Origin of the sequence: Stenotrophomonas sp. FSL W7-1447, from assembly GCF_037966425.1 — a bacterium.
Lineage (GTDB): Bacteria > Pseudomonadota > Gammaproteobacteria > Xanthomonadales > Xanthomonadaceae > Stenotrophomonas > Stenotrophomonas pavanii.
Genome location: NZ_CP150199.1, coordinates 700407 through 716122 on the forward strand (window position 1 = coordinate 700407; position 15716 = coordinate 716122).

Here is a 15716-nt window from a genome sequence, read left to right on the forward strand (position 1 = left end):
GTCGTGCCCGCACTGGCCGGCGTTCGCGCCGGCCGGTGTTCCGCGGCCCCTGGCCACACCCCTCGAGCGTAGTACTTCCGATGAAAGCACTCTTTCCCCGGGCGCTGCTGCTGGCAGCGTTCACGCTGCCCTTCTGCCAGAACGCACTGGCCGGCGTGGTGGTCAATGGCACGCGGGTGATCTACCCGGCACAGGCGCGCGAAGTCACCGTGCAGGTGGACAACGTGGGCGACTCGCCCGCACTGGTCCAGGCCTGGATCGACAGTGGCGACGCCAACCAGACCGCCGACACCAGTGATGCCCCGTTCGTGCTGACGCCGCCGATCGCGCGCGTCGAACCGGGCCGCAGCCAGGCGCTGCGCCTGATCTTCTCCGGCGCGCAGCTGCCGACCGATCGCGAGACCGTGTTCTGGCTCAACGTGCTGGACGTACCGCCGTCGCCGGACAACGCCGACAGCGGCGACCAGAATTACCTGCAGGTCGCGTTCCGTTCGCGACTGAAGCTTTTCTACCGGCCGCAGGGCCTGAAGGGCGTCGCCAACGACGCACCGGCAGCGCTGCGCTGGACCCGCGCCGGCGACCGCCTGCGGGTGGACAACCCGAGCCCCTTCCACGTCACCCTGGCCGAAGTCCATGCCGTGACCGGCAGCAGTGAAAAGGCGGTCGAGGACAAGGGCGCGATGGTCGCGCCGAAGCAGAGCCTGGAGTTCGCCGCACCGGCGGGCACGCAGCAGGTGCGCTTCATCACCATCAATGATTACGGCGGCCGGGTCGAGCACACCGTCCGCCTCGACAGCACCGGGGGCTGAACGCGCCGCGCCGGCCATGGGCCTGCGCATCCCGCCACCGCCGCCGTGCGGCGAATTGAAGGAATGTCAGTGTGATCGGAAACAGATTGACATTGTCGATCCATCAGGCGCTTTGCCTGTTGGTTGTTGGCGCGGCCTGCCCAGGATGGGCGTTGGCGGCACCGACCAATCTCGGCGAACAGGCGCTGATGGCGCAGAGCGGTGCGGCCACTGCGCGTGCACCGGAATCGGCCCAGTTCAATTCCAGCTTCCTGTCCGGCCAGGCCAAGCAGGTCGACCTGGCCGCCTTCAGCAACGGCAACCCGATGGTGGCCGGCAATTACCGCGTCGACGTCTACGTCAACGGCGCTTGGCAGGGCCGCCGCGACCTTCAGTTCAAGGCCGATGCACAGGGGCGCGTGGACGCGTGCCTGCCGCTGCCGATGCTGGAAGAAATGGGCGTGGACAGCGAGGCCGTGCTGCTGCAGCAGGACCCGACGCTGCCGACCGACACCACCAGCTGCGTGCCGGTGCAGCAGCGCATGGCCAACGCCTACGGTGTCTACGACAGCGGCAACCTGCGCTACGACCTCAGCATTCCGCAGGTGTTCCTGCGCCGTGAGGCGCGCGGCTACGTCAACCCGGCGCTGTGGGACCGCGGCATCAATGCCGGCTTCGTCGGCTACAGCTTCAATGCCATCGACAGCAACAGCCGCGTCGAAGGTGGCCAGCGCAACCGCAGCGCCTATCTCGGCCTCAATGCCGGCCTGAACCTGGGCGGCTGGCAGTTCCGCCACGATTCCAACCTGACCTGGTCCGAAGGTGACGGCCGCCATTGGCAGAGCATCGCCACCTACGCACAGCGCGGCATCCCGCAGGTGCGCGGCATGCTCACCATCGGTGAGGCCTACACCACGGGCGAGCTGTTCGACTCGATCGGCTACCGCGGTGCCAGCCTGGCCAGTGACGACCGCATGCTGCCCGATTCGCTGCGCGGCTACGCACCGGTGGTGCGCGGCATCGCCGAGACCAATGCGCGCATCGAAGTGCGCCAGAACCAGCAGCTGATCTACTCCTCCACCGTCTCGCCGGGCAGTTTCGTCATCGACGACCTGTACCCGACCGGCTACGGCGGCGACCTGGAAGTGAGCGTGATCGAGGCCGATGGCCGCCGCCGCGAATTCAAGGTGCCGTTCGGCTCGGTGCCGCAGATGCTGCGTGAGGGCGTGTCGCGCTACTCGCTGACCGCAGGCCAGGTGCGCAACAAGCTGCTGGCCGACGAACCCTGGCTGGTGCAGGGCACCTACCAGCGCGGCATCGGCAACCAGCTGACCCTGTACGGCGGCAGCGCGCTGAGCGATGGCTACCTGTCGCTGCTGTACGGTGTCGGCCTGTCGACCCGGGTCGGCGCGTTCGCTGCCGACGTCACCCATGCGCGTACCTCGTTCGACCACTACGGCAGCCACACCGGCGCCAGCGTGCGGCTGAGCTACAGCAACATGATCGGCGAGACCGGCACCAACCTGACCCTGGCCGCCTACCGTTACTCGACCGAAGGCTTCTACAGCCTGCAGGACGCCCTGTATGGCCGTGATTCGGACGCGCGCGGCATCGATCCGACCACCCGTGGCCGCCAGCGCAGCCAGTTCCAGGTCACCCTGAACCAGCCGCTCGGCCGCCGTGGCGGTGCGCTGTACGTGACCGGTTCGGTGCGTGACTTCTACGACCGTTCCGGCACCTCCAAGCAGTACCAGGTGGGCTACAACAACGCCTGGCGTTCGGTGAACTACGGCTTCTCGGCGCTGCGCACCGAAGAGGGCGTGCTCGGCCGTTCCGATACCCAGTACCTGCTGTCGATGAGCGTGCCGCTGGGCCGGGGTACCCACCCGGTGTCGTTCAGCGCCGATCTGGGCATGCGCGATCGCGGTGGCTACGACAACAGCCGCGTCGGCATCACCGGTTCGGCCGGCGTCGACAACAACTTCAGCTACGGCGTGGCCCTGTCCGATTCCCGCGAGGGTGGCACCACCGCGGTCGGCAATGCCGAGTACCGCAGCCGCTACTCCGCGTTGAACGCCACCTACAGCCACTCGCGTGATTTCCGCCAGGCGTCGGTCGGTGCCAACGGCAGCGTGGTCGTGCATCCGGGTGGCTTCACCTTCACCCCGCAGCGGGGCGACACCATGGTGCTGGTGGAAGCACCGGGCGCGCGCGATGCGATCGTCAGCAATGCCCCGGGCCTGCGCGTCGATGGCCGCGGCTATGCGGTGGTGCCGTACGTGTCGCCGTACCGCCTCAACACCGTCACCCTCGACCCGCAGGGCATGGCCCACGACGTCGAACTGGAAAGCACCAGCCAGTCGATCGCACCGTTTGCCGGCGCCATCAGCTACCTGCGCTTCGACACCCGCAAGGGCAACGCGCTGCTGATCCAGGTGCGCAACCCGGATGGCCGCAGCATGCCGTTCGGTGCGCAGGTCAAGGACGAGCAGGGCCAGCCGGTGGGCATGGTCAGCCAGGGCGGTCGCCTGTACGTGCGCAGTGAAAAGAACCAGGGCCGCCTGCTGGTGGAGTGGGGCGCCGGTGCCGAGCAGCGCTGCACCATCGATTACCAGGTTCCGGCGGGCGCCGATGCGTCCAAGACCGGCTTCATCCCGCTGGAGGCAGCATGCCGATGATCTCTTCCCGTGGCCGCACGCTGCTGGCCGCCTTGACCGTGATGGGGGGCGTGCTGCTGGCGCAGCAGGCCAGTGCATCGTGCCGCATCCAGAACAGCTGGTTCGTGGCCCAGGACGTAACCATGGACATGGGGCAGATCGTGATCCTGCCCAGCACGCCGGTCGGCGGCGTGATCAAGGAGATCAGCGAGCCGATCAACCAGCAGAACAGCGTGGCGCGCTGCGACTGGTCCGGCGGGCGTTCGATCGGTGAGTACGTCAATGCCGCGCAGAAGCGTCCGGTGGCCGGGTTCTCGAACGTCTATGAAACCGATGTGGCGGGCGTGGGCATCCGCCTGTACCGCGACTCCGGCGCGATCCAGACCTACTATCCGCACACCATCAACTTCGCCAGCAACAGCACCATCTCGCTGGTCGGAGGCACGTTCCGCATCCAGCTGATCAAGACAGCGGCACAGACCGGCTCGGGCGTGATCGCACCGAACGGTCGCTTCACCACGTATTACTTCGACGGTGATGGCGCCGGCCGACCGGTGCTGACCTCCACCTTCAAGGGCTCGGGCACCACCGTGGTCAGCCCGACCTGCGAAGTGCAGGCCGGCAGCCGCAACATCGCCGTCGACTTCGGCAGCGTGCCCAACACCACCTTCACCGGTGTCGGTTCCAGGGCCGTCGACCGCGATTTCGAGATCCGGCTGAACTGCCAGGGCAGCAATGTCGCCGCCTACCAGAGCAAGATCGGCATCCGCCTCGATGCCGACCAGGACAGCTCGAACATGCCGGGCGTGCTGAAGCTCAGCGCGGCTGCCAACAGCGCGACCCGCATCGGCATCCAGATGGTCCAGCGCGATGGCACCACCGAGCGCGAAGTGCGCTTCGGCCAGACCATCAACGTCGGCACCACGGCGCCGGGCACCAGCGTCATGGCGCTGCCGCTGCGCGCGCGCTACGTGCAGACCCAGGCCGGCACGGTCGGTGCTGGTGTCGCAAACGGCCAGGCCACGTTCACCATCCAGTACGAGTAAGGCCGCCCCGGCGGCTGCCCTTGCTGCGTTCCACCGCAACGTCGCCCGGCTCACGGGCGGCGTTGACTGCGTCTTGATCTTCCAACGATGAAGATCAGTGCCACGACGCACGTACCATCAATCGAATGTGATGTACGTCGCGATTTTGGAGTTTCCTCATGAGGTGACCGTCTCCTGCCTGCGGGCATTGGACGGTAACGCCGAAAGGATCCAGACGTGGCTACAGCTCCTGGCATTCTCCAGCACCGTCCTTCCGGAGCACCCCGGTGAAGGTCCTGTCGGTGTTCGGCACCCGACCGGAAGCGATCAAGATGGGGCCGCTGGTGCGCGCCCTGGCCCAGGCCGCGGACATCGAATCGGTGGTCTGCATCACCGGCCAGCACCGCGCGATGCTCGACCAGGTGATGTCGCTGTTCGAGATCACCGCCGACCATGACCTCGACGTCATGGTGCCCAACCAGACCCTCAATGGCCTGTGCGCCCGGCTGCTCGAGCGGCTCGATGCGCTCTACACGCAGGTCCGCCCCGACTACGTGCTGGTGCACGGCGATACCACCACGGCGATGACCGCCGCGCTGGCCGCGTTCCACCACCGCATCCCGATCGGCCATGTCGAGGCCGGCCTGCGCACCGGCGACATCCACCGGCCCTGGCCGGAGGAGATGAACCGGCGGGTGATCGATGTGGTCGCCCAGCAGCTGTATGCGCCCACCCCGGGCTCGCGTGCCAACCTGGCCCGTGAACACCTGGGGGGGCAGGTCCTGGTCACCGGCAACACCGTCATCGATGCCCTGCAGCAGACCGTGCAGCGCCTGGATGCTGATCCGGCACTGCGTGCCCGGGCCGACGAACCCTTCCACATGCTCGACCCCGGGCGCCGCCTGCTGCTGGTCACCGGCCATCGCCGCGAGAGCTTCGGCCAGGGCTTCGAGGACATCTGCCGTGCGCTGGCCGAACTGGCCCGGCGGCCGGACCTGCAGGTGCTGTACCCGGTGCACCTCAATCCGAACGTGCAGGGACCGGTCAATGCCCACCTCGGCACGCTCGACAACGTGCACCTGGTGCCGCCGCAGGATTACCTGCGCTTCGTGCGCCTGATGCAGCGCGCCGACGTCATCCTCACCGACTCCGGTGGCGTGCAGGAGGAAGCGCCGGCCCTGGCCAAGCCGGTGCTGGTGATGCGCGACGTCACCGAGCGCCCCGAGGCGGTCGAGGCCGGTGTGGTGACGCTGGTCGGCACCACGCCCTCGCGCATCGTCGCGGGCGTCAACGCGGCACTGGCCCAGCCACCGCAGCCGACCCGCTTCGACCCCGATGCCAGTCCCTACGGTGATGGCCGCGCCAGCGCGCGCATCGTCGCCGCGCTGCGCGGCATGCCCCTTCCCGAGTTCACGCCCGGTCTCCGCAGTGGCGGTGCCGCCCAGCCCCTTCCGCATGAAGTGACGCCATGACCCTGACCGGCCGCTCCTCCCTGTTTGCCTCCGCCGCTGCGTTCGTCCTGTCGGGCGTGGTCGGTACTGCCCATGCCGCTGACACCGTCGCCGGCCAGTTCACCGAATGGAGCAGCGACAGCACGGTGAACCGGCAGATGACCCTGCGCGAACTCGGTTTCCGCCAGCCACTGGTGCTGAGCGGGCAGGAAAGCCAGCGCGAGGTCTACCTGCCGGTGCCGGCCGGAGTCGCCACCCGCGACGCGCAGCTGCAGCTGGATGGGCGCTATGTACGCGGCCACGCCGGGCGTACCTCGGGGTTGTGGTCGGTCGATGGCGACCCGATCGCGGCGCGTTCGATCACCGATGCACAGGGCGATGCCAGCCAGTTGCTGGCCATCGACGGCGAACCCCGCCAGAGCGGCTTCGTGCGCGTCGGCGTCGGCTGGTGGTCGATCGTGTCCGATTACCAGTGCGCCGACCAGAGCGCGCCGGCCAACGTGCTGCGGCTGTCGCCGGACTCGCGTTTCAGCTACCGCTTCGACGGCCGCGCCGTGGATACCGTGGCCAAGGCCTGGGGGGCGCTGCCACCGCGGGTGCGCCTGCTGGTGGATGGCAAGGCGCTGCAGGCACCGGCCTACGATGCGGCCTGGCGCATCGGTACCGCGTTGCAGGCCGGTGGCAAGCAGGTGCAGGTGGTGGCCCTGCCCAAGGTCGGTGACAGCGTCGACCTGGCCGGTATCAGCATCCCGGCCAGCCTGCAGGGCGTGCCGGCCTACGCTGCGCTGGCCACGGGTGAGCGCGCGCATGCGATCAGGGATCTGGCCGAAGTCGGCGCGCTGCTGACATTGCGCGACAGCGGGCCGTTGGCTGCCGATGTGATGATCGGCAGCGATGCACTGCGCGCCGGCGTGCGCGCGGCGCTGGATGCGCTGGGCGCGCAGGTCGGCGCAGCCGGTGCGGATGCAGGCAGCGCGTTCGCCGCGTGGCGCGCGGGTGGCATGGCGGGCCTGGAAAAGCCCGCAGCCACTGCCTCGGTCGGCGTGGTGGCCGTTGCCGGGCGTCCGACGCTGGTGGTCGATCCGGCGGCGGCGGGCAAGGTCGCCGGGCTGCTCGCCGAGCAGTGGCGCAGCTATGCACTGGGCCGCAGCCTGCAGGTCAGCGCAGCGGGCACGCCCAGACTGGACGGTGACCAGGTGCTGCTGAGCCGGCTCGGCAACATCGCCGGCACCATGGATGTGGTGACCCGCGCCGACCGCAGCGCCAGCTTCGACCTCGGCGCACTGTCGGCCGATGGCCGCCTGCCCGAGCAGGTGGTGATCGATGTCTCGGCGGCCCCCAACGCGGCCGGGCAGGGCGCGGTCGCCACGATCTACCTCAACGATTACCTGCTGGGCGGCAAGGTGCTGTCGGCCAACGGCCAGCCGCAACGCCTGGTGGCCAAGGTGCCGGCCTACGCGCTGTCGGCACGCAACGAGATCCGTGTCAGCTTCCTGCGCCAGCCGGCGCGTCCCTACTGCCACGATCCGGCCACGGGCTATCCGGTCTCGATCCTGCCCAGCAGCCATCTGACCCTGGCCAAGCGATCGCTGGGCAATGATTTCGTCGGTGCCAGCAGCCAGCTGTCGCGCGGCAACCAGGTGTTCGTGCCCGGCGCGTGGCTGCAGGATGCGCCGGCCTCGCTGGGCAAGGTCATCGCCGTGACCAGTGCAGTGGGCGCCTCGCCGGAAGCGTCGGAACTGAAGGTGGTCGACGCCGGTGCCGCCGTCAGCCCGGGTACGCCGTGGCTGGCCTTCGCCGTGGCGCCGGCCGGGGTTGATGTGGCCGGCCTGAAGGACGGCCACCTGCGGATCGGTGGCACGTCGCAGCCGTTGCTGGATGTCAGCGGCCTGGATCGCGCCGCCGTGGTGCAGGTGGGCACCTCCGGCGGCCAGCTGGGCGTGCTGTACAGCGACCTGGGCGCACAGGCACCGTCGTTCGGCGCACCGTTCCGGCTGCTGAAGGGCGACCTGGCCGTGCTCGACGGCAGTGACGCCGTGCGCGAATTCGACCGCCAGGATCCCTATGGCACGCGCGTCGCGCAGGACGGCAACCCGCAATCGAAGTGGGAACGGCACATGGTCTGGTTGCTGCTGCTGGTCGGCGTGATCGTGTTCGCGCTGCTGGCCGCCCGCGTCACCCAGGTGCGCCGCCGCAAGTCCGCCAACGCAGGGCACTGATCCACCGTGGACGGTCTGTTCTGGAACATCCAGCTGGCCAACTACTACGCCGCCCTGGAAACCATGGCGGCGGCGGTGGCCGTGCTGATCCTGATCTCCAGCCTCGATGACCTGTTCATCGACGTCTGGTACTGGGTGCGCGAGAGCTGGCGGGCATTGACCATCAAGCGCCGCGACGCATACCGGCCGCTGACCCAGGACGACCTGCTGCAGCGCCCGCAGCAGCCGTTGGCGATCATGGTGCCGGCGTGGATGGAGTACGACGTCATCGCGCAGATGGTGGAGAACATGATCAACGTGCTCGATTACCGCGAGTACGTCGTGTTCGTCGGCACCTATCCCAACGACCAGCAGACCATCGATGAGGTCGAGCGCATGCGTCGCCGCTACAAGCGCCTGCGCCGCGTGGAAGTACCGCACGACGGGCCGACCAGCAAGGCCGACTGCCTGAACTGGCTGATCCTGGCGATCTTCGATTACGAGAAGCGCCACGACATCGAGTTCGCCGGGGTGATCCTGCACGACAGCGAGGACGTGCTGCACCCGATGGAGCTGCGGTTCTACAACTACCTGCTGCCACGCAAGGACATGATCCAGTTGCCGGTGACCTCGCTGGACCGCGAGTGGTACGAACTGGTGGCCGGGGTCTACATGGACGAGTTCGCCGAATGGCACGCCAAGGACCTGGTGGTGCGCGAGAGCGTTTCGGGCATGGTGCCGTCGGCCGGCGTCGGTACCTGCTTCTCGCGGCGCGCGTTGCTGGCCCTGAGTGCGCAGACCGACAACCAGCCCTTCAACACCGACAGCCTCACCGAGGATTACGACGTGGGTGCGCGGCTGGCAGCCATGGGCATGCAGTCGATCTTCGCCCGCTTCCCGGTGCAGTTCCGCGTGCGCCGCCCCTCATGGTTCGGCTGGGGGCCGGTGCGCGAGCGCACCCAGCAGATGGCCCTGTGCGTGCGCGAATACTTCCCCGACAATTTCCGCGCCTCCTACCGGCAGAAGGCGCGCTGGGTGCTGGGCATCGGCCTGCAGAGCTGGGAGTCGCTGGGCTGGCGAGGCTCGCTGGCCACCAAGTACCTGCTGGCGCGCGACCGCAAGGGCATCATCACCTCGTTTGTCAGCATCATTGCCTACCTCATCTTCCTGCAGCTGCTGCTGTTCTGGCTGTTGAAGATGACCGGGGTCTGGACGATGCAGTTTCCCAGCGTGTTCCAGGCCGGCACCTGGCAGATGACGGTGGCGCTGCTGACCACCGCAGCGCTGGCCACCCGCGTCGTGCAGCGCTTCTACTTCGTCAACCGGCTGTACGGCTGGGAGCATGCCTTGATGTCGATCCCGCGGATGGTGGTCGGCAACATGATCAACTTCATGGCCACCGCCCGCGCGTGGAAGGTGTTCCTGGCCTACCTGCTGTTCGGCAAGCGCATGGTCTGGGACAAGACCATGCACGACTTCCCGGACGCGGCGCAGCTGGTGCAGACGCGCAAGCAGCTCGGCGAACTGTTGACCACCTGGCAGGCGGTGGAGCCGGAGCGCCTGCAGCAGGCACTGGAGCAGCAGCAGGACGGCCGGCAGCAGCCGCTGGGGCGCATCCTGCTCACCCAGGGGTGGCTGGATGATGAGACCCTGGCCGAGGCGATTGCCTTCCAGGGCGACCTGCCACGTGCGGTGATCGACGTGGATTACCTGCGGGCCGGCCCGTTCCCGGTCAGCGCCGACGCCTGCGTGCAATGGCGCATGCTGCCATTGCCGCCGCGGCAGCCGGGGACCCTGCGTCTGGCCGTGGCCAGCCCGCTGCCCGAGGAGGCACTGGTGCTGCTCAAGCAGGAAACCCGCAGCGACCACATCGAACAGAGCATCGCCCGCGAGAGCGAGATCAACGCGGGGCTGCGCCTGATCGGCAGTGACCGGGACTGGCAGCTGGACAACGTGCCGCTGCTCGGGGACCTGCTGGTGGAGATGCGCCTGATCGACCACGCGCGCTTCGAGATCGCACTGGATGCCTACAAGCCGCAGCGCGATGGCCGCATCGGCGACTACCTGGTCAAGCAGGGCGTCACCACCGAGGACGCCGTCGCCCAGGCCATGCAGGAGCAGCGCCGGCGTGCGGCCGTGCTGCAGTCGCCGCCTCCCGGAGCCTTGCCGGCATGAAGACCACGCTGCTGTCCACCGTCATTGCCGTGGCACTGGCCACGGCCGCCACGCCGGTACTGGCACAGGCCGATGCGGCCCTGCCGCTGTCCGGCGCTGCATACCGCGTCGCCGAGCAGGCCTTCGCCGCTTACGAGCGCGGCGACTATCAAGCGGCTTACCAGCAGTCCACCGAAGCGATCCGGCTGCGCCCGGACGTGGTGCGGCTGCGCCTGCTGCAGATCTACGCGCTGCAGAAACTGGGCCGGCCGGCGGAGGCGCAGCAGCAGGCGCGCCGTGCACTGGATGCGGGGTTGAAGGATCCGGCCTTGCCGGCGTTGGCCGCTGCCACCGCTGCACGCAGCACGCCCCCGGATGCCAGGGGCGCGCGCGCCCTCCCCACCGCGTGCGGCCGGCAGCGGCGCAGACCGCGCCAGGCATCAGGCCTACACGCTGGCCACCGAGGCCTATGCTGCCTATGACGCCGGGCGCATGGGGGAAGCGGCCAGCAAGGCCGAGCAGGCCTTCCGCCAGCAGCCGAAGCAGGGCGCCTGGGCGATGCTGTGGGTGGCGGCGCTGGAAGCACAGCAACAGGCCGAACTGGCCGACGCGGCCATCGGCACGGCGCTGCAGCTGGGCGCACCGAACGTCGAGGAACTGCGCGCGCGGCGCGTGGCGCTGGATCGACAGCGCGCGCTGCTGCAGGCCCAGCAGGCGTATCGGTCGCTGTCCACGCAGGATGATGCCGCGGCCGTTGCGCAGGCGCGGGCCGCCGTCGAACTGGCGCCGGATGTTGCTTCGTACCGGTGGCTGTTGATCACCGCGCAGCTGCAGCAGGGGCAGCTGGCCGACGCCGAGCGCAGCGCCGACCAGGCACTGCAGGCCGACGGCGGGAATCTCAATGCCCGCGTGATGCGTGGTTATCTGCGCCAGCGCCAGGGCAAGACCCTGCTGGCCAATGAAGACTTCGACGCCGCACTCGCCGCGCCGGGGTCAACCATGCAGCAGCGCAACGTGCGCCTGCTGGCCGTGGATGCGGCCCTGGCCGCTGGGGACCGCACACGTGCGGCTGCACTGCTGGCGCCACTGCAGGGGGCGTCGCCTGCGGATGCGGGCGACGCACGCGCGCAGCAGCTTCTGCAGCAGGGCATCGAACAGCGCGCCAGGGCGATCCGGTCCAGTCGTGCGCCTGCGGGTTTGAGTGCGCAGGCGTATCCGGCGCCGTTCCAGCACTGCCCGCCTGCTGACACCGGTGATGCCTGCACGCTGATGCCGGTCGACCTGCAGGGCGACGGTGGTGCCGCACAGCGCGCGTATGCGGCCTACGCGCGGCAGGACTACGCCGAGGCCATCGGCGAGGCGCGGCAGGCCGTGCAGCTCGCACCGGAGGACGCGAGCCTGCAGGGGCTGCTGACCACCACGCTGGCGGCAGGCAACCGCAGCCAGCAGGACGAAGCACGGCTGCGCCTGGACGCGGCACTGGCGCAACGCCCTGATGACGCCGGGCTGCTGATGCAGCGCGGCTACCTCAACCAGAAGGCCCACGAACCGGCGCGCGCACTGGCCGACTTCCGTGCCGCCGAGTCCACCGGCAGGGCACCGAAGAGCGTGGTGCTTGACCAGGCCTACGCCAGCGCGGCCGGCGGCGATCACCCGCAGGCGGTGGCGCTGCTGCGGACGGCCATTGATCGTGCCGACGCCGGCGAGCTGCCGCTGGATGAGCGCCAGCGCTACAACCTGCGCAGTGCCATCGCCAGTTACTCGCGCGAGTGGGGCGTGATCGCCTCGGCGGGTTTCCGCGGTGCGCGCCAGGCGGCGACCAATGTCGGCGGCGCCGCGATCAGCACGCCGGGCGATTCGGTGTTCAGCACGCTCGAGGCGTTCTGGCGACCGCCGGCCTTCAACGATGCCCATGGCACGCTGGAACTCTACGCGCGCCTGCTCAACACGCTGTACGACCAGGGCGGCACTTATGAATCGATCCGCGCGGTGGACCCGTGCACCGGCGAATCGACGCCCGATGCACGCGCACGCGCCGAACGGCTCAGCCGCTCGCGTTCCACCACCGGCTGGCCGTCCACCATCGCCTCGTTCGGCCTGCGCTATGCCTTCGGCCAGACCGGCCTGAGCGCCGGCATCGAGCGTCGCCAGTTCCTCGGCAGTGCCACCCGTTCGGGTGATGTCTATCCGGCATCGGCGGCCGTGCAGTGCCGCCTGCAGCTGGCCCTGAACCCGCCACTGGAAGCCAGCACGCTGGCCCGCTACCGCCTGGCCAGCGGTTCTGGCGGCTGGATGTCCTACCTGACCTACGGCTATTACCACGGCACCGACCTGCGCACCGACGTCAACCAGTGGTGGATGGTCAGCGGCTACGCGCAGGGCGGTTACACCTGGGACGACAACAGCGCGCATTTCACCCTCGACGCGCTGGATGCCAACGGCACGCCGGTGCGTCGGATCGGCGATGCCCACGGGCGGTTGCATCGCGAGCAGTGGTTCGCGGCCGCTGAACTGCGCGCCGGCCGCAGCGTCCGCTTTGGTGCCGGGCAGACCCACTGGGTGGTCACGCCGTATGTGGTGGTGGGGGCAGACTGGCTCGACCAGCGCTCGCGCGTGCGCGACATCCGTTACCCGCTGTTCCCGGTGCAGTCGTTCGCGCTCAACGATACGCAGCGCAGCTGGTCACTCGGCGCAGGACCGGGCGTGGGCGTGCGCTACTGGTTCCGCGAGGACCACTACAACACCCCGCGTTCCTACCTCGACCTGACCGTGCAGTACCGCTTCGCGATCGGCGGCGGAGATACGCAGCGCGCGAAGGGCCTGTTCGCCACCGCCATCCTGTACTACTGAGCCAGCCCCCAGCGTCGCCGCAGCGCCGCCGCCTGCGGCGTGTCCTGGGTCAGCCAGGGCTCCAGCGCATAGACCAGCACGTGCTGTGCGCCGCTGCCGCGTGCCCATGCCAGCTGCCGCTGGATGCGTGCGGCATCGGCGGTTTCGCCCTTGAATCCGCTGCCATCGGCCGGGCCGCCGGGCAGTTCGCGGAACAGTTCGACGATCGCATCGAAACCGATGCCCTGTGCCTGGAAATGGTCGAGCAGGGGTTGCAGCTGCTGCACGTTGCCGGCGCCGGCCACACCCACCCCGTCCTGCACCATCGGCCGCAGCGTGGCCTGGGCCAGTACCGCCTGCCATAGCGTGACCAGGTTGCCATCGGACTGCAGGCGGCTGAAGTAGCAGGAGATCGCACAGTCACCGCCGCGCGCGCTGGCGGCCTGCGCCAGCCCGTGCAGCCACTGCGCCAGCCATTGCTGGCGGGCCGGATCGGCCCAGTGGAACTGCTCCAGTTCGTAGGGCAGGTACCAGCCGCCGAAGGCCGGCTGCTGCGCCCACGGCGCCTGCGCCAACCAGCTGCGCGCGTGCGCCAGGCTGTCGGCCAGGAACGCCTGCAGCGTGGCGTCGTCGGCGCCGATGGCCTGCCACCAGCGTTGCTGGAAGGGCAGGCCGACGCGGATGCGGAGGTCATTCTCGCGGGCCGCAGTGAACAGCTGCTGCAGGCTGCCGTCGGGCAGTGACCAGTCGCCATCGCTGCCACCGACGATGCCGGTCCATTGCAGCACCAGCTGCCGGCACCCCAGCGCATGGGCCAGCTTCAACGAGCGTTGCCAGTCGGCCAGGCCCCATTGCAGATGGCTGCGCCACGGTTGCAGGAAGGTGCCATCGACGTGCACCGGCAGCGAGCAGCCGGGCAGGGTGGCGAGCGTACCGGCCAGCGGCGCCAGCAACGCCGCGCGCAACAGCCGGCGGCGCAATGGCGAAGACGGATCCGTGGGAAGGCCAGGCCGGAGCATGCCCGCATCATCCCAGAGCACCGTGGCTGGAAGGTGAACCCCGCACCAGGTAGTACCGGCCGCTGGCCACCGCGTGCTCTGGTAGTGCCGGCCGCTGGCCGGCATCGCCTCCGGGTGGCAGGTGAATCACCACCCGGTAGTGCCGGCCGCTGGCCGGCATGGCGCCCCGGATGGCAGGTGAATCACCACCCGGTAGTGCCGGCCGCTGGCCGGCATCGCGCCCCCGATTATTCCAACGCGTAGCGCAGCGCGAACAGCACCGCCACCAGCCACACCGCCGGATGCACCTCGCGCCAGCGCCCGGTGCCGGCCTTCAGCGCGGCATACGCAATGAAGCCGAACGCCAGGCCGTTGGCAATCGAATAGGTGAACGGCATCGCCAGCGCACACAGGGCGGCCGGCACCGATTCGGTCAGGTCGCTCCAGTCCACGTCCACCAGTTCGCGCAACATCAGGCCGGCCACGAACAGCAGCGCCGGTGCGGTGGCATAGCCGGGCACCATCGCCGCCAGCGGCGAGAACAGCAGTGCGGCCAGGAACAGTGCCGACACCACCAGTGCGGTCAGGCCGGTGCGGCCGCCCACCTGCACGCCCGAGGCGCTTTCAGCGAACGCGGTGGTGCTGCTGGTGCCCAGCAGCGAACCGGCCACGATCGCCGTGCTGTCGGCCAGCAGCGCGCGGCCGAAGCGCTTCTGCGCGCCCGGCAGCTTCAGCAGTCCGGCGCGACCGACCACGCCATACAGGGTGCCGGTGGCATCGAACACTTCCACCAGCACGAACACCAGCACCACCTGCAGCAACACGGCGATCGGCGCGCCACCGTTGTGGTGCAGCAGGCCCGGCAGGTCCAGCTGCAGGAAGGTCGGCGCCAGGCTCGGCGGCAGCGAGACCAGGCCCTGGTACTGCACGTCGCCCAATGCCCAGCCCGCGCCGGTCACCGCCAGGATGCCGATCAGGATCGCGCCGCGGATACGGCGCGCTTCCAGCACGGCAATCAGCAGGAAGCCGGCCAGCGCCAGCAGCGGCGGCGCCGTGTTCAACGGGCCCAGCGCCACCAGCGTGTCTTCATTGCCGACGATCACGCCGGATTTCTGCAGCGCGATGATCGCCAGGAACAGGCCGATGCCGGCCACGATCGCCGAACGCAGCGAGGCCGGGATGCCCGACACCAGCCACGCCCGCACACCGGTCAGCGACAGCACCAGGAACACCAGGCCGGAGATGAACACCGCAGCCAGTGCCTGCTGCCACGGCAGGCCAGCGGCACCGACCACGGTGAAGGCGAAGAACGCGTTCAGGCCCATGCCCGGTGCCATGCCCACCGGGAAGTTGGCCGCCAGCGCCATGACCGCCGAACCCAGCGCAGCGGCCAGGCAGGTGGCCACGAACACCGCACCCGCATCCATGCCGGTGGTGCCGAGGATTTCCGGGTTGACGAAGACGATGTAGGACATCGTCAGGAAGGTGGTGACACCGGCCAGCAGCTCGGTGCGCACGGTGGTGCCGTGCTGCTGCAGCTGGAACAGGCGTTCGAACAGGGACATGGGGCGTCTCGCAACAATAAGGTGTCACGACCAACGGTCGTGACCTACCCG

Annotated in this window: 10 protein-coding genes; 8 read left to right on the plus strand and 2 right to left on the minus strand. The window is 69.1% G+C overall.

Features of this window, described 5'->3' with window-relative positions; all coding sequences use genetic code 11:
* Positions 1-80: 80 nt before the first annotated feature.
* The 8 genes from NSQ78_RS03155 (at position 81) to NSQ78_RS03190 (ending at position 13123) form a co-directional block, all read left to right on the plus strand.
* Entirely contained in the window at positions 81-809 is a 729-nt protein-coding gene (locus NSQ78_RS03155; RefSeq protein ID WP_049468303.1) for a molecular chaperone, read from the plus strand.
* A 92-nt stretch (positions 810-901) separates the two neighbouring features.
* The gene (locus NSQ78_RS03160) at positions 902-3466 is read left to right on the plus strand and encodes a fimbria/pilus outer membrane usher protein (protein ID WP_064237631.1); all 2565 of its coding nucleotides are present in this window, start codon (positions 902-904) and stop codon (positions 3464-3466) included.
* Complete coding sequence (locus tag NSQ78_RS03165; RefSeq protein WP_057493413.1) at positions 3457-4491, plus strand: fimbrial protein; 1035 nt, start codon at positions 3457-3459, stop codon at positions 4489-4491. The genes NSQ78_RS03160 and NSQ78_RS03165 overlap by 10 nt, the downstream gene beginning before the upstream one ends.
* Before the next feature lie 266 nt (positions 4492-4757).
* The gene (gene wecB, locus NSQ78_RS03170) at positions 4758-5942 is read left to right on the plus strand and encodes a UDP-N-acetylglucosamine 2-epimerase (non-hydrolyzing) (RefSeq protein WP_064237632.1); all 1185 of its coding nucleotides are present in this window, start codon (positions 4758-4760) and stop codon (positions 5940-5942) included.
* Positions 5939-8140: a hypothetical protein gene (locus tag NSQ78_RS03175; RefSeq protein ID WP_064237633.1), complete on the plus strand. Its 2202-nt coding sequence runs from the start codon at positions 5939-5941 to the stop codon at positions 8138-8140. Before wecB ends, NSQ78_RS03175 begins: the two co-directional genes overlap by 4 nt.
* Before the next feature lie 6 nt (positions 8141-8146).
* Positions 8147-10294, plus strand: coding sequence for a glycosyl transferase family protein (locus NSQ78_RS03180; protein WP_064237634.1), 2148 nt, complete (start codon positions 8147-8149; stop codon positions 10292-10294).
* On the plus strand, positions 10291-10755 hold the full coding sequence (locus NSQ78_RS03185) for a hypothetical protein (RefSeq protein ID WP_064237635.1): 465 nt from the start codon (positions 10291-10293) through the stop codon (positions 10753-10755). Before NSQ78_RS03180 ends, NSQ78_RS03185 begins: the two co-directional genes overlap by 4 nt.
* Positions 10649-13123 (plus strand): hypothetical protein, encoded by a 2475-nt coding sequence (locus tag NSQ78_RS03190; protein ID WP_238585482.1) that lies wholly within the window; start codon positions 10649-10651, stop codon positions 13121-13123. The genes NSQ78_RS03185 and NSQ78_RS03190 overlap by 107 nt, the downstream gene beginning before the upstream one ends.
* On the opposite strand, the gene NSQ78_RS03195 is transcribed toward NSQ78_RS03190, so the two are convergent.
* Positions 13117-14082, minus strand: coding sequence for a DUF4434 domain-containing protein (locus NSQ78_RS03195; RefSeq protein ID WP_064237637.1), 966 nt, complete (start codon positions 14080-14082; stop codon positions 13117-13119). The genes NSQ78_RS03190 and NSQ78_RS03195 overlap by 7 nt on opposite strands.
* Before the next feature lie 266 nt (positions 14083-14348).
* Positions 14349-15665: an NCS2 family permease gene (locus NSQ78_RS03200; RefSeq protein WP_053462142.1), complete on the minus strand. Its 1317-nt coding sequence runs from the start codon at positions 15663-15665 to the stop codon at positions 14349-14351.
* Positions 15666-15716: the final 51 nt, after the last annotated feature.